The sequence below is a fragment of the Mucilaginibacter calamicampi genome, from assembly GCF_042676765.1.
Taxonomy (GTDB): domain Bacteria; phylum Bacteroidota; class Bacteroidia; order Sphingobacteriales; family Sphingobacteriaceae; genus Mucilaginibacter; species Mucilaginibacter calamicampi.
This window is the reverse complement of record NZ_JBHTHU010000001.1, coordinates 61176-86451: the sequence shown is the minus strand read 5'-3', so window position 1 is coordinate 86451 and position 25276 is coordinate 61176. Positions and strand designations below refer to the sequence as shown.

Here is a 25276-nt window from a genome sequence, read left to right as displayed (position 1 = left end):
GTAAAATAATTATCTTTGTGGCTATTATTTAGATGAGAATGAGAAAACAATTATTGTTACTGTTGCTAATAGCCATGTGTGTATGGTCATGTTCAAAAAACGGTCCTGAAGATAAAGTAACACCTACTCCTACCCCTACAGCTGTTGATAGCGCAGGTTTCGCTTCGTTTAAAATTGAGGCAAAAAACAACAGCGGCAAAATTGCAGCTGATTTAAATTGCACCGTTACCGGCGACTCCATAATAGCTATTGTTCCGGAAATGACCCAGAATAACAAATGGGTAGTTACTTTTGACACAAAAAAAACGGGCACTGTTGTAAAGGTTAATGATACTTTACAAACCAGCGGCACAACAGTTACCGATTTTTCAAGGCCGGTAATTTATTCGCTTACATCAGCCACCGGCGCGGTTAAAAATTATACCGTTAAACTAAGGGTTTTTACAGGTTTACCTGTACTCTATTTAACTACCACAGGCCCTGTAGTTTCAAAAGACACCTATGTTAAAGGCAAGATCGATATTGACCCTAATGTTGATGTGGAGCAACCCATTAATCATATATCATTACAAATAAAAGGCCGCGGTAATTCAACCTGGGTGCTGTTTCCTAAAAAACCCTACCGTTTAAAGTTTGATGCCAAAGCTGCCTTTTTGGGTATGCCTGCCGCCAAAAACTGGGTTTTGTTAGCTAATTATGACGACAAAACGTTAATGCGTACAAAAATTGCATTTGAATATGCCCGGCGTATAAAATCAGATTTTGCACCACAAAGCCGCTTTGTAGAGGTGGTAATGAATGGCGAGTTTTTAGGAAATTATTTACTAACCAGCCAGGTAGAAGTACAAGAAAACAGGGTTAATATAACTGAACTTAAAGCGGCATCAACGGATATAACAGGTGGTTACCTGGTTGAAATAGACAGCAAACTGGATGAAACCAACTGGTTTAGAACCACTTTAAAAAACCTGCCAATGACCATTAAAGAGCCTGAGGAAATCACCGCCCCTCAGTTAGCTTATATAAAGGATTACATGAACAAAACCGAGGCAGCGCTATATTCTGCCGACTGGAAAGATCCCAATATTGGCTACGCGAAGTATATAGATGCCGAATCGTTTATGCGCTGGTACATGGTGAACGAAACGGTAAAAAATCAGGATTCGTGGGATTTTAGCAGTGTATTTTATTACAAGAATGTAAACGGTAAATTAAGCATGGGCCCGGTTTGGGATTTTGACCTGAGCGGCGGTAATTGCAATTATTCTCCGAGTCAGTACTTTATAGACTGGTATACCCGGAATGGCCTGTGGATGATACGCTTAGCGCAAGATCCGGCCTGGAACTTTAAATGGCGGGCCAAATGGGCAGAAGAACGCCCCAAAGCAACCTCGCAGATATTTTCAGATATAGATTATTATTCAAAATATCTTCAATTATCTGCAGCGCAAAACTTTAAAAAATGGCCCACTCTTGATCAATACGTATGGCCAAATGTGGTGTGGCTGGGTACATATGATAAGGAAGTGCAATACTATAAGGCGTTTATGACGCAGCGGGTTGCGTGGATGGATGCTAATATCAACAGTTATTAATAAAATGCCCCAACCAGGGGCATTTTTACTTATATACCTATACTAATTATAAACAAAAAACGTGGGCCTGCTGTTATGGTGTAAATTTTGCCCATGAGTAACACTTCCCAAACCGCCCTGCTTAAATTTTTCGCCGACCATTTAGACCGCATTTACTGTGGCAAACAACACTTGGTTGATAGCTTGCCCGCCCTTGCCAACCAAGCCCACTTTAACGACCTTAAACTGGCTATTTTAGAGTTGCGCGACGATGTACGCAACCAGATAGACAGAATGAACGAGATATATGCCTTGCTGAAGCTTGAACGCAATGATGAAGGTTGCGTTGGCATGACCGCCTTGTTACAGGAGATGTTTGAGGGTATAGACACACATAAAGTTGATAAACCACTTTGCGATCTTTCACTGATATTTTACCTTCAAAATATCGAAAGTATTGAAGCTACATCCTTTCAAATGTTGCGGCTTACTGGTTCAAAATTAAATAACGAAGCTGTAGATCAGCTATTAAAAGAAAATTTTGACGAAGCCAAAGACGACCGTGGCTTGTTGCTGCAGATAGGCAAAAAATTCCTGGCATTAACAGGCCTTAACAATTAAAAACAGCGTCTTACCAAACACGTTTATATTATTTCTGACCTAACGAATGCAGTCGCCATATTAACAGAAACATAATATAAGTGCCCTTTTTTTCATGCTTTGCTAACCTCATCTACAAATAGAGGCGGTAAATTGCCCTCAATTAAATGTTCCTTAACAACGGCTAATGAAAAGGATAAGAGTCGCATTTTTTGCCGAAATATTAGAAAAGGACCTGGACGGTGCAACACGCACCATGTTTCAGTTGATAAAGCGGATAGACCCGCGCCGCTTTGAGTTTTTATTTATTTGCGGTGTAGGTCCCGATGAATTATATGGCTTTGAATGCTTTAAAATACCTACAGTAAATTTACCTATCAACTCAGGCTACTCCATGGCCTTGCCCGGCCTGTATTATTACAAACTGAAATACAAGCTGGAAGCATTTAATCCTGATGTAATACATATTGCTACCCCATCACTGCTGGGCAGTTTTGCGGCTAAGTACGCTGCCCAACGCGCAATACCCGTTATTTCCATTTATCACACGCACTTTATAGCCTACATTGATTATTATTTAAAACATGCGCCGTTCCTTATCAAGGCGGCAAAATCCTTAACCGCCGGCGGACAACGGGCGTTTTATAATAACTGCGATAAAATATATGTGCCGGCCGAAACTATAAAAACCGAACTTATAGCGTTGGGTGTTGAGGCGCACCGGATGACGATATGGAAACGGGGGATAGACACCCGTTTATTTTCGCCTGCGAAACGCGATACGGCTTTGCTTTACGGAGTTACGGGAAACACCTACCCCACTATTATATTTGCAAGCCGGCTGGTTTGGGAAAAAAACCTGGAAACCCTTATTGCCATTTATAACCACGCCCGGCATATTGCATTAAAGGTTAACTTTTTAATAGTTGGCGATGGTATTGCCAAAAGCGCGTGCGTACAAAGCATGCCCGATGCTGTTTTTACCGGCAAGGTTGACCACGAGACATTATCGGTTCTTTATGCCTCTGCTGATCTATTTTTGTTTCCGTCCGTATCAGAAACATACGGCAATGTAGTGCTGGAAGCCATGGCCTCAGGCCTGCCTTGCATTGTGGCCGATGGTGGCGGCGCGCGCGATTTTATAACACACGGAGAGAATGGCTTTAAGTGCATCCCGCACGATGCTTCAGACTACATAGAGAAAATAAAAATGCTATTGCAAAGCGTAGCGCTAAGGCGACAATTTGCAGAAGAGAGCCTCAATTTTAGTTCAAATTTTAAATGGGAGCACCTGGCTGAAATTTACTTTAACGACTTGCATCAGATGTCTGATGTGATAACCCCTCAATATCAACAGCTTTAATTAATCACACTAACGCTAACTAAATAATTATAGTAATAGCGATAAATATTGTGATGGCTGTTTGGCACTTTTGTAAAAAAACTAACCATCTGTTTATGACACTTGTTAAAGCCTACGCGGCGCAAGCCGCAGATCAAGCACTTGCTCCCTACTCGTTTGAACGCCGCGAACCCGGCCCCGATGATGTGGAAATAAAAATATTGTATTGTGGCGTTTGCCACTCAGACATTCATACGGCACGCAACGAATGGGGCGGTACCGTATACCCGGCTGTACCCGGCCACGAAATTGTAGGCACAGTAACCCGTACAGGCGCTGATGTAACGCGTTTTAAAGTTGGGCAAACTGTTGGCGTTGGTTGTTTTGTAGATTCGTGCATGCATTGCTCCAACTGCGAGGGCGACCTGGAACAGTATTGCGAAAACGGCAACACACAAACCTACAACGCCCCCAGTCAGGATAAGAAAACCATTACCAAGGGCGGCTATAGCAGCCACATAGTTGTGCGGGAACACTTTGTACTAAATATTTCTGATAAACTACCATTAGCCAACGTAGCACCCTTATTATGCGCAGGTATTACAACCTACTCGCCCATGAAACACTGGGGCGTTAAAGCGGGCGATAAAGTGGCCGTAGTAGGTCTAGGCGGATTGGGCCACATGGCCGTTAAACTGGCGGCTTCATTTGGTGCCGAAGTTACTATGCTAAGCCGCTCTGAAAGCAAAAGGCAGGATGCTGCCGAACTTGGGGCCAAACATTTTGTTTTAACCACCGATAAGGACCAAATGGCTACGGTGGGCAGAACATTCAATTTTATAATTGATACGGTATCTGCCGATCATGATTATAATGAATACCTTAACCTGCTCAAGTCTGATGGCGTAATGATTTTGTTGGGTGCCCCCGCAAAACCTATCCCTGTGTCTGCCTTCCCTTTGCTTATGGAACGCAGAAGCCTGGTAGGGTCATTAGTAGGTGGTTTAAAAGAGACCCAGGAAATGCTGGATTACTGTGCCAAACACAATATTACATCAGACGTTGAAGTGATAAGCATGGACCAAATTAACGAAGCATACGAGCGTACATTAGCAGCTGATGTTAAATATCGCTTTGTTATTGATATGAGTACGTTGTAAAGGATGGCTGTAGTTGGAATTCATAAACCCGATATTTAGCTCATGTCATCTCGACCTAAGGAGAGATCTATACACGCGCTAGCATGGCGGAATAAAATATGTATAGATCTCTCACTATCGTTCGAGATGACAATTCTGGAATGGCTCACCACGAACCCCCACCTATACCTCTGCTCCTCTTGTGTATTGCGCTATCTTTCGATATAACTCGTCCGGGTTAAAGGGCTTGCTTATATAATCGTTCATGCCTACAATAAATGCCTGGTCTTTAATGTCAAGCATTGCAGAAGCTGTAAGTGCAACTATAGGCAGCTTTTTATATTTTTCATCGGGCAGGTTCCTTATGGCGGTTGTTGTTTGATAGCCGTCCATTTCGGGCATCTGCAGGTCCATTAATACCATGTCATAGTCGCTGTTCTGCACCAGCATAAGTGCTATCTCGCCATTCTCGGCAACGTCGCACTCAATGTCCCACAATCTCATGTACTGTTTAGCCAGTATAACGTTTATCTGGTTATCTTCGGCTATCAGCAGCTTAACACCTTTAAGGCTTTTGGTCTCAACGTTATACTCATTGTTTTTATGATCAGCAAAGTTCTTTTCGCTGTTCTTCATATCCAGGCTAAAGTAAAAAGTAGACCCGCGTCCAAATTCGCTCCTCACCTTGATCTGGCTCCCCATTAACTCCAGCAAACGCCTGGTTATGGTAAGGCCCAAGCCTGTTCCGCCAAATTTGCGGGTAGTTGCCGAGCTGGCTTGTGTAAAGCTCTCAAATATATGGTCAATTTTTTCAGGCTCAATTCCAATGCCGGTATCGGTAACCTCAAAATCAATAGTAGTAATACTATCTGTTTTACTGGTAAGCGAGGCTGTAATTGTCACCTTACCCGCTTTAGTAAATTTAACCGCGTTACTTATCAGATTGGTGAGTATCTGCCCCAACCTTACCGGGTCACCCTTAATAGCAGTGGGCAGATCTTCGTCTATGAACAGTTTTATCTGGATATCTTTTTCAGATGCCTTTTGCAGCAGGGCCAATCTGATATTGCTGATGAGCTCTTTCAAATTAAAATCCGCCTCTTCAAATTCTATCCGTCCTGCCTCTATCTTACTAAAATCCAGAATATCGTTTATCAGCACCAAAAGGTTCTCTGCCGAAAATTTGAGCATTTTTATATACTCCATCTGATCTTCGCGAGGATTCAGTTGCTGCAACAAATGCGTAAAGCCTATCACCGCGTTCATGGGCGTGCGTATCTCATGGCTCATGGTAGACAGAAACTGCGCTTTGGTCATGGCAGCTTTTTCGGCGACGTCCTTTGACTCTATCAGTTGCGCTTCCAGCTCCTTTGCCTTTTCTATCTGCAACTGCAAAAACTTGATAATGGTTATCAGGTCATCGTCTGATTGGTGCACATCGGCAACAGCATCAGGCGTAAGCGCGCTTATGGCCTTTTTAATTTCGGATATGGATTTATGCTTTATCTCATTCTCTTTAAGCAAAAAGCTATTAACCTCCTGGTACTCGCGCTCGCTAACCGTGAATGCATGCTCAGACAGCTTTTTTGATTTCTCAAAGGAGTTATACGAGTTACTTACACTTTCCAGAAATTTCTGCAAAGCCTCATCATTCAGATCATGATCAGGTATGAATTTTTTTATCTGTTTGCTTAATATATTATGGTATTCCATCCCGGTGCGGCGCTGTAAAATTCAGATCAGGTTAAACTTCGGTAAAGGTAGTAACTGTCATAGTTTGATTATGCAGTTCGCATTGCACGCTCTCATTAAACGGCGAGATCTCGCCATAGCTATAAAACCCGGTAATGGTTGCGTTTTGTCCCAAAATTTCTTTGGCAGCATCCAGCTCTTCATCCGTTCTCTCCTGTAATATGAGTTTACGTCCCACGCAACTTACCAAAATAGCCAGCTCGGGCTTGCTGTTCTCTATGTCAGCAAACGCGTTGTTTGCCGCTTTGGATGATGCCTCAATTATCTTATCAAAATTAGCCTTCATCAGTCTTACCTTGCTCCCTTCAGGCAGGTTACCGGCAAAAGTCATAGATTTTTGCTCCTCATCTATGCTTAAAATCGTTCTTACCACATTTTTATCATCGCCGTTCATCCGCAATGATAAAGGGAACAACAAGGCAGAGCCCGGCAATTCTTTCACATAATCGCCCAGGTATTTTTTATACAGGTCAAGCGCGTTATCGCCATCAATCTCAAATAAAATATTCTGACTTGATTTGGTGATGGTACGCTCAGGGCCAAACTCGTCCCAGCCGCCAACAGACCCATGCCCCACCTTAATATTTTTACCGTAAAAGCCTATAGCAATTACGTTACCCTGCGAAGGCACCTGGTTAATGCCTGTATAGGTTTTTTCAAACCTGGCGGCATCGCCGGCCAAACCGCCGGTAATTGGCACCTGGTGTTTGTTGTCTTTATTTAAACCCGCAACCAGTTCGCTGCCGTTTATAAAAGTACCATCAGATATAATGAACACGCAGCTCAGATCAGCACCAGAGAGCTTGTCCATTAAAAACACACCCGTATCAAAGCTGTTAGCATGGTGCTTAATGTTTGTTTTAACAGAACTTATAGTGGTTTTTTCAAACTGAATAGCAGTAACTACCGCGCTATCATCATAAACGGCATTGTCTAATATCTCGCCGGCTGTTGAAGAAAACACAATATCAGCATTTGGATAGGCCGATTTTAAATGACCATAGATCTCAGGCTTTTTTATCGTATCAGATGATCCAAACACTAAAACCAACTGGCTCTTTCCGGCATCCAGATCTGAAGGAAAATCCTTCCAGCTATTGCCAACAAAATGGTGTTGTCTTGTCTTCATTGCGTAAGGCTTTAATATAGTTTAATAACAGAGTGTTATTTTATAAATCTACAAATAATTTTATTTGATAAAATAAAAAAACTGCGTTTAAACATTAAAAAAATAGCATTTATAGCACCTATTTATGTAAACAACTGGTTTAAAGTTATTTACTTTATTAAGTTATTTTCAAGAAAAGAAAAATAATTAATTGGCGACCAGCAATGGCTTACTCGCCCACATGCTTTTTAACCAGTGCCAAAAGCACTTCAAGGTCAAAAGGCTTGTGCAGGTAGCCGTCGGCAAGGCCAGCCTCGGCAATCTCCTTTATGTTGCTTACCGCTGATATAATAATTACCGGGATGTGGCTGGTATCGGCATTGCTTTTTAACTCCCGGCTTATCTGCTGACCGTTAACATCGCTTTTCCATTCGGTAAGCCAGTTATCCAGCAGCACCATATCGGGCGCTATCTTGCTAAACGATTTAAGTATCCTGGAATCTTCAGAAGTTGTAACATCATAACCGCCTTCCTCCAACGCATACTGGATAGCTTCTCTGATGTCTCTATCATCCTCAATAACTAAAATTTTCTTCGCCATAGTAGTTTAAGCCTAATACACGTTTGTTTCGGGGTATCAACGGTATTAATTGAATAACCCTTTACAGCAGAAAATTGTTTTTGATTATGCTAAAATTTAGCCTTTGTTATTATAGCAAAAACGGCAACGCGGCTCGTAGCTTTCCTTTTCGCCCAGCAACACCCTTTCGCGGCCCGGCACCAGCCTGTAGGAGTACAGCGCGGGATTACCGCATTTAACACATACGGCGTGTACTTTAGTTACAGTCTCGGCAATGGCCATCAGCGCAGGCATGGGGCCAAAGGGGCGGCCCTTAAAATCCATATCAAGGCCGGCTGCTATAACCCTTACACCTTTGTTGGCCAATGAGGTGCAAACCTCGGGCAGGCCGGCATCAAAAAACTGCGCCTCGTCAATACCAACCACCTGGGCATGGCCCACCAATAATAATATTTTCTCGGCCTTATCAACAGGGGTTGAGGCCGCAGCTACGGCATTATGAGATACTACGTCGTTCTCATCGTACCTGACATCAAGCAGGGGTTTAAAAACCTTTACGCTCAGGCGGGCGTAGCGCGCACGGTTTATGCGGCGGATTAGCTCTTCCGTTTTCCCAGAAAACATAGAGCCGCATATCACCTCAATCCCCCCTCCTGATTCGTTCTTCCTGCTAAAAATCTCGTCGCTAAGCTGCATTCCAATGGTTTGTGTGGGCCTAATATCAGAATTTAATGCTTAATTTTGATAGATTTTCCACAATACACGCTATGAGGCAAAAGGACGTATTCAATAAAATAGGAGTAATTTTAAAAGAGCTTAACGACCAGTACAAATACCTTGAGGTTAATCCGGATGACATGAACAGCCTTGAGCTGGAACTTTTTGTTGCCAATGCTCATTTTTTGACAGACCATGCCGAAATACTCAATAAACTCAACCTGCAAATAATTAACACTAAACCAGCGCTGCCCCCTGCCAAAGAAGAGCCGAAGAAAGAGGAACTTAAAAAGGAAGAGCCTAAAAAGGAAGAACCAATATCCGAAGAAAAATATTTTGAACCCGTAGTGCGCCAGCCTTCAAAAAAACAAAGCGCGGCAAATAACAAGGCAGAGGAACTGCCTGTAGTAAATTTTGAGATCGAACCATCGGCAGAACTAATTGCTGATGAAGAACCTGAAATTATACGCCACGAACTTGATGTTGAAGAAATACCCGATTGGGACGAGGAAGAAACGGCAATTGAAGAGGAACCGATAGAGGAAATAACTATCGAGGAGGAAGAAATTTTACCTGCCGATGCAGAACCAGAAGTAGTTGAGCCGGTTGCAGCATTGCCCGAGCCGGTAAAACCAACGCCGGAGCCTGCCGCGCCACCCGCAGAGCAGCCTAAAGATAAAGACGAAGTGCTGACCATTAATCAGCGCATGTCTGCACAGTTAAACAAGGGCGGCGTTACAGACCAGCCTGCCGGACAGCCGGTAACCGACCTTAAGCAGGCCATCAGTTTAAATGATAAGCTGCTTTATATAAAAGACCTATTTAACGGCTATAACCTGGCCTATAGCGAAGCCATTGAGATATTGAACCGGCTTGGCTCTTTTGCAGATGCTGAACGCTTTTTAAGCAAAAATTATATCGCCAAAAATAACTGGGAAAGCAAGGCAGATACCGTAGCCAAGTTTTACGCTGTGCTGAAAAGAAGGTACTTGTAATTAAAGATTATTGTCATCTCGACCTAAGGAGAGATCTATACACATGCTAAGCACCACGCAATATAGCTGTATAGATTTCTCGCTGCCGCTCTAAATGACAAATTGGATAGTATTATTTATCTGCCATGTTAATATGTGAGTAAAACAACGCTTGCAGCAATCAATTTTATTAAATAATTTTATATCGAAATATACATACCAACAATGAAACGCCTGATAGATCTTTTTAAAAATAAATTCTTCCTGGTTACAGTTGCCTTTGTTGTGTGGATGACATTTTTTGATAAAAACGATCTGCTGTCTCAATACCAATATCAGCAACAGGTAAGCAAGCTGGAGCAGGAACGCGATTTCTACAAAACCGAGACCGACAAAGTAAGTAAAGACCTTGACGAGCTTACCTCAAACCCCCAGCAACTTGAAAAATTTGCCCGCGAAAAATACCTTATGCGCAAAGACAATGAGGATGTTTTTGTGGTAGTGAAAGAAAAGGTAGCCGAGTAATCCGTACCAACCCAACCATTTTTGTCATTTCGATAGAGCCTGGAGAGCTTAAGCGGCGGCGCGAAAGAGAAATCTTTTCGAAGCGATCTGATACCTGCAGCTTACGCAGCACAAGTAGTAATTGCACACTATCCCTCCCTACTTACCTGCACCGGCGCGGTAATGTTATTATCAATAATACTTGTATTCGTAGGTTATGGCGCTTGCCAGGTAGTATTGGCCGCTAAAGCTTTTAAAAACGTTTTTGGTTTGTATCCTTCCGTCAAAATCAAATACGGTTTCTATCTTAACTGAAGCGCCCAGGTAGTCAGTTTGTATATCTTCTATTACCCGGTCTTTAAAATCGTATTTATAGGTATGGGTTTCGTTTACGTAAACGGTACCGGGCGTATAAGTATTACTATAAGTAATTTTGGTAAGGTTTTTATGCGCGTCGTACTCATAGGCGTTAACCGATCCACCCTCGTCTGTTTCTTTAGTCAGTAAGTTGGCGGCATTATACTCATAGGTATAGGTGTAGCCGTTGGGGTTTGGCGGAGGCGGGTTGCGTCCATAGCCCGGCCTGTAGCTAAAAAACGTCGCCTTTATTTTGCGGTTCTGGCTATCGTAAAAGTATACTTCCTTTCCTGCTAACGATTTTACCATGTAATTATCACCATAATAAATATCAACCTGCGTTAATAAATTATTGGTGTATTTATATTCGTTCCGCGTTTCGCCCGCATCCTTGGTTTCAATTAAACGGCCATCCTGGTAAGTGTAGGTTTTGGGATTAAAATAATTGGACTGGTTGTATATTAACGCTCCTTTTACCGAACTTATCAATCTCCCCTCCTCGTCAAAAACCTCCTCATCAGCAATAAACCTTTGTCCGTACGATGGCCCTTCAGCAGGTACCATGTAGCCGGTAATAGATCTTATTTTTTTGTATGAGTTAGAGTTGCCATCCTTTTTACAGCCCGAAAGGCCAAATATTATAAAGGCGGTAAGTAGTATGCCGAATTTCATACGGAGGTTTAAGTTTTTTATTAATAATTAAACAAATATAACAGAACTTAAAGAACTGGGGAAATAAAAGGTTTGTTTTGCTAACAATTCATCGTGGCGGGTTTTACAATCGGCAGCGCGACTTTGAAGGTGCTGTGACAGCAGGTGGGTTGTCATGGTGAGCCTGTCGAACCATAGCGGGCAGGCCCTTTTGTTGCGTATCTCGTAATTATCTTAAAAATATAGTCCAAACAAGATGGGCGTTTCCCTGCGGGTCAGGCTTTCCGCTCATACGCCTGCAGGCCTTAGGCGCAGGCCGGTATCCGCTTTAATCCTTTACGCAAAATAGTTCATAATATACCCGCCGTCAATTTCTCTCAATACGACAGCGGGCTTTAGAATTAACTCATATGATTTTGAATTGCCTTCCATATCTTTTCAGCTGGTTCGCGGACCTCAACTGCTACACTATTCAAAAAGTTAGCATCATTATAAATAACGATTGCTTGAATTGCAACATATAAGGGCTTAAAAGTAATGTCATAACCTGTTTTTTGAAAGATATTTAATAAACCCTCACCGTAATTTAATTTAATAATTACTGCTACCGCTCTATACCAATCGTCAATTGTTTGAGCAGGAATAGTTTCATCGACAAATTCTAATGCTTCAATTAGATATTTCTCTGCTATGCCCTGATTTTTATCATAATATGCAAATAACGCCTTATTCAAAAGGTAACTATCTCTTAATTCTCTTCCTTCTTTTAGTCTTTTGAATAATTCTTTCGCTTCCTCCAAATTATCCATCTTGTCTCGCAACAGAAAGACAAGATTATAATTTGCTATTTCATCAACTGAATCGATCTCAATAGCTTTTTGATACGATTTCCTTGCCAGTTGATAATCTTTGAGATAGTCACTATTTAGATTGCCGACAATATTCAAAAGTGTACAATTGTTCGGAGAAATTTTCAACGCTTTATTGAAACAGTCTGCTGCTTGTAAATAATCTCCTATATTATTCATATAAATGTTACCCAACGTTATCCATAATTTCAGATCTTCCGGGTCCAATTTTACCGCGGATGTCAATGCGTGTTTTGCTTTATCATATAGACCCAAACTTTCGGCATATAAATATCCTAAATTTCTCCAAGCATCTGCATTGTTTTTATTTAGCTCCACAGCTTTTAGAAATGCTTGCTCAGCGTCTTGATACCGATTTCTTAAGACATAAAATACACCAAAATTGTTCCAGGCGCTTGCGGATTTAGAGTCAAGTTGCACAGCTTTTTGAAAGAAATCTTCTGCTTCTATTGTCGCATTAGAATCTTTTGATTTTAGCTCACCCATTCCGATATAATTATATGCATACTTAGGATGCAAGGCAATCCCTTTCTTGAACAGATCTTCCGCTTTTTGAGCATCCGGCAAAAAATATAAATATAAATAACCAAGCGAAGTCATTAACTCAGTCTGTTGAGGAACCAGCTTAAGGCCTTTTTTTATGATGCTTTCTGCCTTTTTATAAACTTTCAAATCATACATGTAAAGCAAACCCAATTGTAGATATATGCTCCATGTATCTTTAGACAATTTAAGAGCTTTAATAAAAGCGTCCTCAGATAAAGTAAAATTCTTTCGGTATCTGTAAAGTATACCCAAATGATACCAATTAATATAGTCATCATCGTTAATTTCAATTGCCTTTTTAAATACAACCTCGCTTTTGTCAAAAGCATTAAGACAATACTGGTATAACCGCCCAAGATCTGTATAGTAATTACCTTCGTCAGGTTCAATTTCTATTGCGCGCTTTAGGAGATTTTCGGCCTCCTCCAGGTTTTCTTCTTTATCAATATAAATGTTTGCTAAAGAACTCAACGCGTTAGTTAACTCCTTATTATAACTTATCGCCTTCTTCAATGCAATTTGTGCGCTTTCCAAGTCTTCTTGCTCGTACAAAATTTCTCCTATTCCACTCCATGCTAGTGCATTATCCGGATCAATAGTCAATACTTTCCTAAAAGCTTTTTCACTTTCTATTAAGTCTCCTTTAATATAAAATTGCAATTGACCAAATGTTATCCATAAAGAAATGTTCTGATCATTTATTCTTAACAATTTTTGTAATACGGCCTGCGCATTATCAGCTTGCTGATTTTTTAAGGACGTATTCAACTCGTTAAAAAGCTCTAAGGTTATGTCTTCCGGAATTGAGAATTCATTCAATAAATTCTTGTCGTGTAATGACATTTCAAATAGCTCGTTAAAGCCTTTTCTCCTCAATTTAGAACGCAGATCGGTATCGTTCATTGCGTCAGCAAGTGCTAAATCCAAAGCAATATGGTCTGCATTCCTGCTTTTACAAGACATGCGCGACAGCGCCAATTCCTTCAGGTCACTTCCATAAAAGGACTCTAAAAATTTTGTTAGACAATAAAGCTCTCTTTTTTGGCGCCGACTACTGCGTCGCATTAAATACCAAATATTAAAAAAACGTTCGCTTACTTCTAAGGCACCACCTTTTGATTTATATGCATCTATTTTTTGTAACCAACCTATCTCGATCAACCTTTTAGTCTGGGGCGATAATTGTGGGTTATCAAGCATAGTTGCTTCACGAAGTTTCTTTAATGTCATAGGGTCCCAATTTAGAGCGACTGCGTCGAGAACCACTTGCAATTGTGGAGACAACTCATCAAAGCGTGCTTTATAAAGTGGGGTTACCAAATCCAATAAGGCATCAAGATCGTTTTGCAGTTCATCGCTAAAACCACTTTGTATTAACGGAAACAAAATTGCTAGAGTCCTTGGAGTTCCTCCTGTGAGTTGATAAAGTGCGTGTAGGCGTGCCTTTTTTTGAAAAATCTCCTTTAATATTTTTTCATTACCTGTCAACCTAGCGAGGTTAGATAACACGTCAAGACTTTCTTCAAATGTCAACTTTTTTAGATAACTAATTTGAAAGGCATCATAAAAAGGCGCTTGGTAGTCTACAGTGGCGTCTACAGTAGATGAACTTGCGCTTACAAGAATTGGAGCGCCTTTGCTCATAAGTATAGCTCGCAGTTGGTGTTGATCTTCCTTCGTTATTTTCGAAAAAATCAGATCAAGATTGTCGACTAACAAAACAGGCCTCCGGCCAATTTTTCTTGCCCAATCGTCAAACATCTTATAGGCGATCTCTTGATCCAAGTGGGGGTCTCTTGACAATACACTAATATCGTTATCTAATTCTACTAATTGATTTGTCTTTCTTTCTTTATCTAAAGCATCAGCAAGTGCGTCTAGACAATTCAACCAAAATTTCGATAATCGGTCAATATTATATTGCTCCTCAGGAAAAGATAAGGGAATGAAATTATTTTGATAAGATGGTTTACGTATTTCAGCAGCAAGTCTGCTAAGCAATGACGATTTACCCATGCCACGCTGCCCTATTATTAAATAATGTTGCGGAATAGAATCAGGTGTTTCTGAAACTATTTTTTTTAACAGCAGATTAAAAAAAGGTATGCGTGCGACAAATATATCTTCAATTTCACGGTCAGATAATCTACCTGGGTTAAAAAAGCCTATTTTATTAAGTGGGTGTAATACTTTCATCTTACAAATCTTTCGAACCAAAAATCTCTAAGTAATGGTGAGCGAAACCGGTATAATCCATTATCCTCAACCAAATACCCATCATTTTTTAACATATAAATTAGCTTACGCACAATTTCTTCAGCATCGTCTATATCAAGTCCAGATGCCGTTGTTGCATTAATTAGATTAGCCCTAGAAACGCCACTTTTATCCTGACAAGTTAATTTTAATAAAGCGAAAACGTATTTCTTTTGATAACCATACTGATTTTCGATACGCTCAATCCACGTATTGAAATGATTTTCCGTTATTATTTGAGCATAAGCATACTGAGAAATTTTTCTATCAATAGGTACATTCTCTATATTGACCAAATAATTTAACTTGTCAAACATGATTTGTAAAAAGAAAGGGAGGCAGTAATCTAATAATCCCACAACATCTTTAGCTATTTCTTTAGTAACATCTAAATTATTTGATCTTCCCAGATTAAGCAACATACCTATACTTTCATTATGCGAGAATGATTTTAAACGGTAATCACTGATGTCATTCATTGTGTCACTAATACCATGTTGATGTGTAAAATTTTCTATTCCTACCGAACTACAATAAATCCATTTTATTCGAGAACGTCCAACAATTCTCAGACTTCTCAGCCAATGCAAAAAAGCAGATACGTTTCTTTTGCCATTTTCATCTGCATTTAATATTACGTTGAGCAAAACGGTCAATTCGTCAAAAAATATAAGCGTCGGTTTGCGGTGATCAAGTATATCTGCAAGTTGCTTGTAAATATCTATTTTGTTTTCCTCCCAACTTAACTCCATTTCAACATCTCCATATTTGAATGATGGCTTAAGCTGCTTAAATAGTGATAAAAAATTGATTATTTGGGTTGAAGCTTGGTCCCACCAAGATAGTTTTCTTAACTCTTCTACAAACCTTTCAATAAAGGCTTGTTCTGAAGTAATTCTTTCTAAGTTAATTGAAATAGTATCCCACCCTTCTCTTTTTGCGATATCCAACAACTTGAGGGCAAAAGAAGTTTTCCCAACGCGCCTTGGAGACGGTAAAATTAGATTGTTACCAGTAGAAATTCTCCCCCAGGCGTAATCAATTTCCGGTTCTCGTCCATAAAAATTATCCCCTTCTACAGGAGGACCAGTAATGTTGTTCATGAAAAATAATTTAATACAAATATATACATTTTTGCATATATACAATAGTGTATATATAATATTTTTATTTTTACATCTCCTCCCCTAGCCTCTTCACCACCCTATGCACCGCCATGCGCGATACACCCATTTCATCCGCAATAAAACGGATGCTACGGCCCTGGCTGTGCAGCAGTTGAATGTGCCGTTCGGTATCGCGGCGGTGCTGCTCGGTATAGGCCATCAGGTGGGCGGCTTCGGCGGCGTTATCAATAAACTCCATTTTTAAAAAGTTAAGCGGCTTAACTACGCGGAACAGGCACACGTTGGCGGTGCCATACAGCTGCTGCCCGCTGCGCTGCTTTATCTGCTTTAAATAGCGCAGGCCGGCCTGGGTTTGGCTTTCGCCAATGGCAAAGGCGCTATCAGCAAAGTTGATGAGCATTTTACTGCCCTGCAAATCGTTACGGGTAATGGGCCGGGCGGGGTTGCGCTTGGGGGTGTGGGCCAGCACCAAAATGCTGAGGCCATATTTTTGCTTAATGGTTTGCAGGTTGCGCATCAGGCTTACGGCCCCGGCGGTGGCTTCGGTACCGGTGCGCAGGCAGGTAATGTTATCAATAATGAGCGTGCGCGCGCCGGTGCTTACCAGCACATTTTCTATAGCGTTGTTCATGTACTCGGCATAGCTGTTAAAGCGCTTTTGCCCGGTGGCGTGGGGGTTAAACACCAGCCGGTAAAAATTATCACTAAAAACATAGCGGCTATGCCGGGTGCTGTACCGTTTTTCGAACTGCTGGGCGCTCAGCTCAAAATCAAAATACAACACCTTTTGCGCCTGGGGCGGGGTTTCAAAGGGATGCAGCAAAGGTTCGCCCTTGCTTAGGGCATCGCCAATTTGCACGGCCAGGATGGATTTGCCCACGTTGGTATCGGCAAACAGGATGCAGAGTTCATCGCGGTACCAAAAGTCGCCAAACAGGCATTGGTTGTCGTGCGGTTGCTCGTCGCTTTGCAGCCATTGCGATGCGGGTTTGATGATAAAGGCCTCGCGGGTATCGGGCGGACGCTCTATTTCCTGTTCCATCTTCTTTTTCTGTTTGGCGCTTAAGGCGCCGCGGGCCATATCGCGAATAAGTTCTATCTCGGCAGGGCGGTGATTGGTGAGTTGGTCGTAGTTCATTTTTTTGAGTTGAAAGTTGTGGGTTGTAGGTTGTAAGTTGTAGGTTGCGGGATTTAGGTTGTGACTGGGATGGTTACAAGGTACGGAGGTTTTTTGTGGGAAGTGGTGACAGTGTTTTGTCAGTATTTGGTTATCAGGGAGTTGTGCTTCTATTGTCGCTTGGTTACCTGCATCGGCAGGCAATTACGCGCTTGGCTTGCCCCGCTCATTTGCCGCGGTGGCTGTTACTTTTGGCTTGATCCAAAAGTAACCAAAAGATCAAGCCAAGCTGATCGCTGCCACTACACAGGCCAGACTCCCGGCCGCGCACCTTGGCGGGCCTTTACGCTTCCTTTAATTTTGCAATATTATCGTTTGGATCGGAACGTCAGCAGATAAGCTTCGGATGAAAGCAGGAAAAACTGATGGCCCTTGCGTGGGCAGGGGCATAGTAATTTTTTGCTGAAGCGTAGGCCAGGTGGGAGCGACAGCGGGGCAAAATTTTACAGCCCGCGGTTTTACCTGATTTGCCGGGCAAAGGCCCTGTGCGGCAAAGAAGCCTCTCTGCTGACTTGATTTTTGGTTCTTTTTATCAAGAAAAAGAACAAAGGCCTCCGCGGCCCTAGCGGGGCAAGCCAGGCGCGTAAGAAACTCCGCGCAATTGTCTGAACCAGGATTATTATTGAAACGAAATTCGTCAGCAGATAAGCTTCGGGTGAAAGCAGGAAAAACTGATGGCCCGTGCGCGGGAGGGGCATAGTAATTTTTTGCTGAAGCGTATGGCCTGTGCGAGCGACAGCAGGGCAAAATTTTACAGCCCGTGGTTTTCCTGCTTTGCGGCGCAAAGGCCACGTGCGGCAAAGAAGCCTCTCTGCTGACTTGATTTTTTGGTTCTTTTTTATCAAGAAAAAAGAACTAAGGCCTCCGCGGCCATAGCGGGGCAAGCCAAGCGCGTAAACGCCTCACCCAGCGACCGGCAAAAGCATTTATTTACGCGCCTGAAAAATTATGAAATGGGACAAAAAAATCATTATTTCATATCACATCTGATTATCAATTAATTAACCAAAATTCACAGCTAAACTTCCTGACGAATAAGTAGTCTCACTTTGTCCCAACCCAAAACTTCAAACTGCTCACTACCAACTTCTTACTAAAAATTCTGTCCCACCCTGTCTCACTTTGTCTCACACTCACGCGGGACAAAACAGCAACTAATCGCTAATCAAGCCATACTAATCAACTAAACTCACTACCTTAGCAATTATGCAAAAGGACGATAAAGGCAGGGCCAACGGCAGGAAGAAGATCTTTGTACTGGATACTTCGGTTATATTGTATGACCATAGCGCTTTCGAGAACTTCCAGGAGCACGACGTAGCCATACCCATACAGGTACTGGAGGAGCTGGACGACAAGAAAAGCGGCAACGATACCCGCAACTTCGAGGCGCGCAGCTTTATCCGCATGATAGACGAGATCTCGCGTAAGGACCTCATTAACCAGTGGCAACCGCTAAACGGCCATAACAAGGGCAGTTTTAAAGTGGTGCTTGATCCGCCCAACCTGGCTAACGATGCCATTACCATCTTCAACTCAGACAAAGCCGACCACCGCATACTGAACGCCGCCCTGGGCCTGCAGCAGGAGTACCCGGATAAAAAGGTGGTGCTGGTATCTAAAGATATCTGCCTGCGCCTCAAAGCCAAATCCCTTAACCTGCACGCCGAAGACTACGAAACCGGCAAGGTGAAGAACGTAGAGGAGCTATACAGCGGCAAAACCGGCATATCCGTTACCGACAAGCTGATCTCCCAACTAAACAAGCAGGATGTGCTACCCGCCGGTGCCGTACCGCTAAACTACAGCGGCAACCACTTTTACCTGCTGCAAAGCAAGAAGAGCAGTGCCGCCGCTTTCTACAACAGTCAGCAGCAGCAGTTGGAGCGTATAACTGATCAGCCTATATTTAACATCTTCCCCAAAAATCCCGAGCAGGCGTTTGCCATCCATGCCCTGCTAAACCCGGATATTAAACTGGTAACCATACAGGGCAACGCCGGTACGGGCAAAACGCTGCTGGCGCTGGCCGGAGCGCTGGAGCAGCGCAAAAACTACCGGCAGATCTTTGTTACCCGCCCCATAGTGCCGCTAAGCAACAAGGATATCGGTTTCCTCCCCGGCGATGTAAAGTCAAAGGTCGACCCTTACATGGCCCCTATATGGGATAACCTGAAGTTCATTAAAGACCAGTTTGCCGATGACGACAAGATGCAAGCCAAGCTGGACGAATTGGTGGTTAACGAAAAGATCTCGGTAGCGCCACTGGCCTTTATCCGGGGACGCACGCTGAGTAAGATCTTCTTCATTGTTGACGAGGCACAGAACCTTACCCCGCATGAGGTGAAGACCATCATATCCCGCGCGGGCGAGAACAGTAAGTTCGTGTTCACCGGTGATATTTACCAGATAGATACGCCTTATTTGGATGCAGAGAGCAATGGCCTGTCTTACTTAATTGACAAAGCTAAGGGCCACCCCCTTTACGCGCACATCACCCTGCAAAAAGGTGAACGCAGCGAGCTGGCTAACCTGGCTAATGAGTTGCTATAATCAGACGCCGTAAAATACCTGGTTATCAGTTTCCAGAGCACTCAGATCCGGTTTCGTCTCAAATATCCCAAACACCGATGCCCCGCTGCCGCTCATAGCGGCGTATAGCGCGCCGGCCTCGTACAGGGCAGCCTTTACCCAACGTATCTCTATGTGGTTTTTGAAGATGTTGGCTTCAAAGTCGTTTTTGATGTATTTTTTCCATTCGCGCACAGGTTCGTAGATCAGGTCGTATAATGAATCTTTTACCGGCGCGGGCTGTATCCCTCTGAAAGCCTCCGAAGTTGATACATGTACCGGCGGCATCACCAACGCTATATGGTAGGCAGAAAGGTCGAGCTTTATAGGCTCAAACTCATCGCCCCTGTCAAAAGCAAATACTGGTTTATTTTCGATGAAGAAAGCGCAGTCGGCGCCAAGTGTGCGGGCATAATCTTGCTGCTGCTCTATGTTCAGGCCTAAATTAAACTTGCCATTCATCAGCTTAATAAAAAACGCCGCGTCAGATGATCCGCCCCCCAAACCCGCACCAATTGGGATGTGTTTATGCAGATGAATACTTACCGGAGGTATGTTAAAATCCTTTTTTAAAAGATGATAGCCCTTAACGCAAAGGTTGTCCTCCATCCTGCCGGGAATATCCAATCCTGATGAGGTGAAACTTAAACTATCGGCTTCAATAACTTCCAGCACGTCATTTATTTTTATGGGATAAAAAATAGTTTCAAGGTTATGGTAACCGTCGGCGCGGCGTTCGGTTATGTTAAGGCCGATGTTAATTTTAGCGTTTGGGAATAATATCATAAAATGGTAAACACGGTGCCTATTTTTAAACATCCGTAGGATACCAAAATTAGTTTATTTTTATTTGTAGTGCAGAAATAGAATTGCGCGAAATAAACATTCACTCAATCACTAATTCAATCATTCAAAATTAAGCTATGAAGCAGTATCTCGACCTAATGCGCCATGTAATGGAAACCGGCACACAAAAGCATGACCGTACCGGAACGGGCACCATCAGCGTTTTTGGCTATCAGATGCGCTTTAACCTGCAGGATGGCTTTCCGTTGGTTACAACTAAGAAACTGCACCTTAAATCCATCATTCACGAACTGATATGGTTTTTGCAGGGCGATACAAATATTAAATACTTAAAAGATAACGGCGTTCGCATTTGGGATGAGTGGGCCGATACTGATGGCAACCTGGGGCCGGTTTATGGCTATCAATGGCGATCATGGCCCACGCCTGATGGCGGAAGCATCGACCAGATAAAGCAGATCATCCATCAAATAAAAAACAATCCTGATTCGCGACGCATAATAGTATCGGCATGGAATGTGGCCGATGTTAACCAAATGGCATTACCGCCCTGCCACTCGCTTTTTCAGTTTTATGTGGCGGATGGGAAGTTGTCTTGCCAGTTGTATCAACGTAGTGCCGATATATTTTTGGGCGTACCATTCAATATAGCATCATATGCATTGCTTACCATGATGGTGGCACAGGTTTGCAACCTGCAACCAGGCGATTTTATACACACTTTTGGCGATGCGCACCTCTATAATAACCATTTAGAACAAACCCGCCTGCAATTAAGCAGGGACCCGCGGGCATTGCCCAACATGAAGATCAATCCGGAAGTAAAGGATATTTTCGATTTTAAGTTTGAGGATTTTACCTTGGAAAATTATGATCCGTGGCCGCATATAAAGGGTGCGGTTGCAGTTTAATATTTACTTGTCATTGCCGGGTAAGAAGTAATCGCAGGTAGAAAGCCCGCATGCATAGTAGCAATTGCTTCGCACCTGCAATGACTTACATAATCAATGTCAAAATCAAATGACCATCTCCATAGTAGTAGCCATAGCCCAAAACCATGCGATTGGCAAGGATAACCAGCTTTTGTGGTACCTGCCAAACGACTTAAAGCATTTTAAAACCATAACCAGCGGGCACACCATTATTATGGGCAGAAAAACTTACGATTCTGTGGGCAAACCATTGCCTAATCGCCGCAATATTGTTATCACAAGGCAGCAAATGGATATAGCGGGTTGCGAGGTGGTAAATTCATTGGAGGATGCGCTGGCTTTGTGTAAAACAGAAGAAGAAGTGTTTATTGTAGGCGGTGCCGAAATTTACCGGCAGGCTATGGCAGTAACTAATAAAATATATCTTACCATAATACACCAAAATTTTGACGGAGATACTTATTTCCCTGATATAGAAGAAAATACCTGGATTGAAATTGAGCGCGAAGATTACCAGCCCGACGAAAAAAACAAGCTCCCTTACTCTTTCGTTACCATGGAGCGGAGGTAACAGCTACTGTCATTATTTTGTTTTAATTTAAAATTTCATGCTAATAAAATTTTGTTAGATTTGCCGTCTTGTTAAAAATGCTATAAACAGCTATAAACTAATTAATTTATATAAAATACCACAATGCAAGGAAAAGGGGTTATTAAATTTTTTGCTATAATACTGGCTTTGGCCTGTATATATCAGCTTTCGTTTACGTGGGTGGCACATAAGGTTGAAAACGATGCCCATATATACGCCAAGGGTGATACTGCCGTTGAAAAAGCCTATCTGGATTCAATTTCAACTCAGCCCGTTTATCCGGTGCTTGGGCATACTTATCAATATTGTTTGGAAAACGAACTTGCGCTTGGTTTGGACCTTAAAGGCGGCATGAATGTTACCATGCAGATATCACTTGAAGAAGTGGTTAGAGCGCTATCTAATAAAAATCCTGATCCGGTATTCAACCAGGCGCTTGTAAACGCAACAGCGGCGATGAAAACCAGCCAGACTGATTATGTAACGCTGTTTGTAAAAGAGTACGAGAAACTTGCCCCTAATGGTAAGTTGGCGGCTATATTTTCAACAAAGGATAATCAGGCTAACTTAAAATACAACGCATCTAACAGCGAAGTTGAAAAATATCTTAAATCAGAATCAGAAACTGCTGTACAACAATCATATACAGTATTAAATACCCGTATTGACCAGTTTGGTGTTACACAGCCAAACATCTCAAGAGAGAAAGCGACAAACCGCATTTTAATTGAGCTTCCGGGCGTTAAAGATCCTGCCCGTGTACGTAAGTTATTATCCGGAACTGCTAAATTGGAGTTCTATGAAACTTTCCAAAGCCAGGAAGTTTATCCGTTACTTAGCAGCATTGATAATTTATTAGCAGCAAAGAACAAAGCAAACGCAAAAGACACAGCAAAAGCAGTTACTGCTACTGATACTACCAAAAAAGACGGACTTGCGTTATTAAATAAAGTTCAGAAAAATGCCAAAGACACTTCAGCAAGCGCTTTAAGGTCAAAAATGGCAAGCGATCACCCTTTATTTAGTATGCTTGTGCCACCTGTTTATGCTGATGCCAACGGTCAGCAGCAATTAGCGCCGGGAGCAATAGCGGGACTGGCTGAGCAAAAGGACATCTCTAAAATAAATGATTTACTTAACAGCCCTGAAGTTAAAAATATCATTCCGCGTAATATGAAGCTTTTGTGGGGAGTTAAACCACGCGAAAAAAGCAAAACATTTGAACTGTACGCAATTAAATTGACCGGTGCTGAAAACGGACCTGTTTTAGCAGGCGATGTTATTAATGATGCCCGTAGTGTTACCGACCAACGTGGTAATCCTGAAGTGGAGATGACCATGAACTCTACAGGTGCCCAAAAGTGGCGTGTTATAACTGCCGAAGCTGCCGCGACAACTCCAAAAAAATCTATCGCTATTGTCTTAGATGATAATGTTTACTCTGCCCCAACCGTACAAAACGAAATATCAGGTGGTATATCTTCTATTTCGGGAAGCTTTACTGTTGATGATACAAAAGATTTGGCCAACGTATTAAAAGCAGGTAGGTTAGATGCTCCTGCCCGTATTATTGGGGAAGACGTAGTGGGCCCTTCATTAGGCGCGCAATCAATTCAGGACAGCTTACTATCATGTTTGCTGGGTTTCATTGTGGTGTTGGTATTTATGATTGCCTATTACAATCGTGCGGGTACCATTGCCGTAATTGCGGTTATCATAAACGTATTTTTTCTGATGGGCGTTCTAACCAGCTTACACGCGGTACTAACAGTGCCCGGTGTTGCAGGTATAGTACTTACATTGGGTATGGCTGTTGATGCTAACGTGTTGATATACGAACGCGTGCGGGAAGAACTCGCTTTAGGCAAATCTTTACGCCTTGCAGTAAGCGATGGTTTTAAACACGCGCTTTCATCCATTTTGGACTCTAACATCAGTACCTTCCTTACAGGACTTATCCTGTTCATTTTTGGTAGCGGCCCTATCCAGGGTTTTGCAACAACGTTAATGATCGGTATTGTTACTTCATTGTTCTGCTCACTATTAATTTCAAGGCTGATGTTTGAATGGCTGCTTGATAAAGGCGGCGATATCAAATTCTCAAATCCATGGAGCTCACATACCTTTAAAAATGCTAACTACGCATTCGTAAAAAATCGTAGCAAGTTCTACATTTTCTCAGGTTTGTTTATTGCAGCAGGCTTTGTATCCATGTTTACACAAGGCTTTAACTATGGTGTAGATTTTCAGGGTGGCCGCAGCTACGTTGTTCATTTCGAAAACAAAAATGTAACGGATGAAGATGTACGTGGCGCTGTTGAAGATGTATTAGGTCGTGGTACGCAGGTTAAAACTTACGGAACAGATAAGTTCAGCATCACAACCAACTACCTGATAGAAGAAAACACAACCGCTACCGACACGAAGGTAGAGCAAACGTTAATTGAAGCCTTAAATAAAAAAGCTGTAACACAAATGTCTAAAAAAGACATTTTGAGCTCACAAAAAGTGCAGGCAACTGTTGCAGACGGTTTGAAAAAATCAGCTGTGTGGACGGTGTTATTCGCCATATTAATTATCGCCGCGTACATTCTGTTACGTTTCCGTAAATGGCATTTCAGTGTGGCTGCAATGATAGCTACGGCTCATGATGCGCTGATGGTACTTTCATTCTTCTCAATATTCAGAAATGTAATTCCATTCTTAGAAATAGACCAGGCATTTATAGCTGCCGTATTGACAGTTATTGGTTATTCAATTAACGATACTGTGGTTGTGTTTGACCGTATCCGCGAGCACCTGCATTTACATCACTCAAAAGCTGATAAGCCGGAAGAAGTTATTAATACAGCAATTAACAGCACGTTAAGCCGTACCATTATTACCGCTTTAACAGTACTATTTGTGCTGATAATATTATTCATATTTGGTGGTGACGTTATTCGTGGCTTCTCTTTCGCGTTATTGATCGGTATAATATTCGGTACCTACTCGTCTATTTGTGTAGCTACCCCGGTTATAGTTGACTTCGGAAAGAAAGACCTGAGATAAACTGACAATCAGTTAACAACAAAAAAGGCTCCGAAGAATATTTGGAGCCT

General features: G+C 42.3%; 19 protein-coding genes. 10 read left to right on the top strand and 9 right to left on the bottom strand.

Annotated elements, in window-relative coordinates:
* Positions 1 to 38 precede the first annotated feature (38 nt).
* The 4 genes from ACFQZS_RS00370 to ACFQZS_RS00355 all read left to right on the top strand — a co-directional run bounded on the left by ACFQZS_RS00370 (position 39) and on the right by ACFQZS_RS00355 (position 4676).
* On the top strand, positions 39 to 1595 hold the full coding sequence (locus tag ACFQZS_RS00370; protein ID WP_377095989.1) for a CotH kinase family protein: 1557 nt from the start codon (positions 39 to 41) through the stop codon (positions 1593 to 1595).
* A gap of 93 nt (positions 1596 to 1688) precedes the next feature.
* Positions 1689 to 2195 (top strand): DUF892 family protein, encoded by a 507-nt coding sequence (locus ACFQZS_RS00365; RefSeq protein ID WP_377095986.1) that lies wholly within the window; start codon positions 1689 to 1691, stop codon positions 2193 to 2195.
* Between the two features lie 166 nt (positions 2196 to 2361).
* Positions 2362 to 3537 (top strand): glycosyltransferase family 4 protein, encoded by a 1176-nt coding sequence (locus tag ACFQZS_RS00360; RefSeq protein WP_377095983.1) that lies wholly within the window; start codon positions 2362 to 2364, stop codon positions 3535 to 3537.
* Between the two features lie 95 nt (positions 3538 to 3632).
* Positions 3633 to 4676, top strand: coding sequence for an NAD(P)-dependent alcohol dehydrogenase (locus ACFQZS_RS00355; RefSeq protein ID WP_377095980.1), 1044 nt, complete (start codon positions 3633 to 3635; stop codon positions 4674 to 4676).
* A 162-nt stretch (positions 4677 to 4838) separates the two neighbouring features.
* Here ACFQZS_RS00355 and ACFQZS_RS00350 read toward each other — a convergent pair whose 3' ends face one another.
* The 4 genes from ACFQZS_RS00350 to ACFQZS_RS00335 all read right to left on the bottom strand — a co-directional run bounded on the left by ACFQZS_RS00350 (position 4839) and on the right by ACFQZS_RS00335 (position 8791).
* On the bottom strand, positions 4839 to 6368 hold the full coding sequence (locus tag ACFQZS_RS00350) for an ATP-binding protein (RefSeq protein ID WP_377095977.1): 1530 nt from the start codon (positions 6366 to 6368) through the stop codon (positions 4839 to 4841).
* A 31-nt stretch (positions 6369 to 6399) separates the two neighbouring features.
* A complete protein-coding gene (locus ACFQZS_RS00345; RefSeq protein ID WP_377095974.1) occupies positions 6400 to 7536 on the bottom strand; it encodes an FIST signal transduction protein in 1137 nt (378 codons plus the stop codon).
* 208 nt (positions 7537 to 7744) lie between these two features.
* On the bottom strand, positions 7745 to 8116 hold the full coding sequence (locus ACFQZS_RS00340; protein WP_377095971.1) for a response regulator transcription factor: 372 nt from the start codon (positions 8114 to 8116) through the stop codon (positions 7745 to 7747).
* Between the two features lie 96 nt (positions 8117 to 8212).
* A complete protein-coding gene (locus ACFQZS_RS00335) occupies positions 8213 to 8791 on the bottom strand; it encodes a thymidine kinase (protein ID WP_377095969.1) in 579 nt (192 codons plus the stop codon).
* Positions 8792 to 8862: 71 nt separating this feature from the next.
* Between ACFQZS_RS00335 and ACFQZS_RS00330 the strand changes: the two genes are divergently transcribed.
* Both ACFQZS_RS00330 and ACFQZS_RS00325 read left to right on the top strand, forming a co-directional pair.
* Positions 8863 to 9807: a hypothetical protein gene (locus ACFQZS_RS00330; protein WP_377095966.1), complete on the top strand. Its 945-nt coding sequence runs from the start codon at positions 8863 to 8865 to the stop codon at positions 9805 to 9807.
* Positions 9808 to 10011: 204 nt separating this feature from the next.
* Positions 10012 to 10311: an FtsB family cell division protein gene (locus tag ACFQZS_RS00325; RefSeq protein ID WP_377095963.1), complete on the top strand. Its 300-nt coding sequence runs from the start codon at positions 10012 to 10014 to the stop codon at positions 10309 to 10311.
* A gap of 171 nt (positions 10312 to 10482) precedes the next feature.
* Here the strand turns inward: ACFQZS_RS00325 and ACFQZS_RS00320 are convergent, their stop codons facing one another.
* The 4 genes from ACFQZS_RS00320 to ACFQZS_RS00305 all read right to left on the bottom strand — a co-directional run bounded on the left by ACFQZS_RS00320 (position 10483) and on the right by ACFQZS_RS00305 (position 17234).
* Positions 10483 to 11319 carry an RHS repeat domain-containing protein gene (locus ACFQZS_RS00320; RefSeq protein ID WP_377095960.1) on the bottom strand — a complete coding sequence of 279 codons (837 nt, stop codon included), beginning with the start codon at positions 11317 to 11319 and terminating at the stop codon, positions 10483 to 10485.
* 380 nt (positions 11320 to 11699) lie between these two features.
* Positions 11700 to 14909, bottom strand: a complete 3210-nt coding sequence (locus tag ACFQZS_RS00315; protein ID WP_377095957.1) for a tetratricopeptide repeat protein — start codon at positions 14907 to 14909, stop codon at positions 11700 to 11702.
* Positions 14906 to 16072: a hypothetical protein gene (locus ACFQZS_RS00310; protein WP_377095954.1), complete on the bottom strand. Its 1167-nt coding sequence runs from the start codon at positions 16070 to 16072 to the stop codon at positions 14906 to 14908. Before ACFQZS_RS00310 ends, ACFQZS_RS00315 begins: the two co-directional genes overlap by 4 nt.
* 70 nt (positions 16073 to 16142) lie before the next feature.
* Entirely contained in the window at positions 16143 to 17234 is a 1092-nt protein-coding gene (locus tag ACFQZS_RS00305; RefSeq protein ID WP_377095951.1) for an AAA family ATPase, read from the bottom strand.
* Between the two features lie 1245 nt (positions 17235 to 18479).
* Between ACFQZS_RS00305 and ACFQZS_RS00300 the strand changes: the two genes are divergently transcribed.
* Entirely contained in the window at positions 18480 to 19826 is a 1347-nt protein-coding gene (locus ACFQZS_RS00300; RefSeq protein WP_377095948.1) for a PhoH family protein, read from the top strand.
* Here the strand turns inward: ACFQZS_RS00300 and ispE are convergent, their stop codons facing one another.
* The gene (gene ispE / locus ACFQZS_RS00295) at positions 19827 to 20630 is read right to left on the bottom strand and encodes a 4-(cytidine 5'-diphospho)-2-C-methyl-D-erythritol kinase (protein WP_377095945.1); all 804 of its coding nucleotides are present in this window, start codon (positions 20628 to 20630) and stop codon (positions 19827 to 19829) included.
* 137 nt (positions 20631 to 20767) lie between these two features.
* Here ispE and ACFQZS_RS00290 point away from each other — a divergent pair, with 137 nt between their 5' ends.
* The 3 genes from ACFQZS_RS00290 to secDF all read left to right on the top strand — a co-directional run bounded on the left by ACFQZS_RS00290 (position 20768) and on the right by secDF (position 25226).
* A complete protein-coding gene (locus tag ACFQZS_RS00290; RefSeq protein ID WP_377095942.1) occupies positions 20768 to 21562 on the top strand; it encodes a thymidylate synthase in 795 nt (264 codons plus the stop codon).
* Positions 21563 to 21671: 109 nt separating this feature from the next.
* Positions 21672 to 22154: a dihydrofolate reductase gene (locus ACFQZS_RS00285; RefSeq protein ID WP_377095939.1), complete on the top strand. Its 483-nt coding sequence runs from the start codon at positions 21672 to 21674 to the stop codon at positions 22152 to 22154.
* Positions 22155 to 22277: 123 nt separating this feature from the next.
* The gene (gene secDF / locus ACFQZS_RS00280; protein WP_377095936.1) at positions 22278 to 25226 is read left to right on the top strand and encodes a protein translocase subunit SecDF; all 2949 of its coding nucleotides are present in this window, start codon (positions 22278 to 22280) and stop codon (positions 25224 to 25226) included.
* Positions 25227 to 25276: the final 50 nt, after the last annotated feature.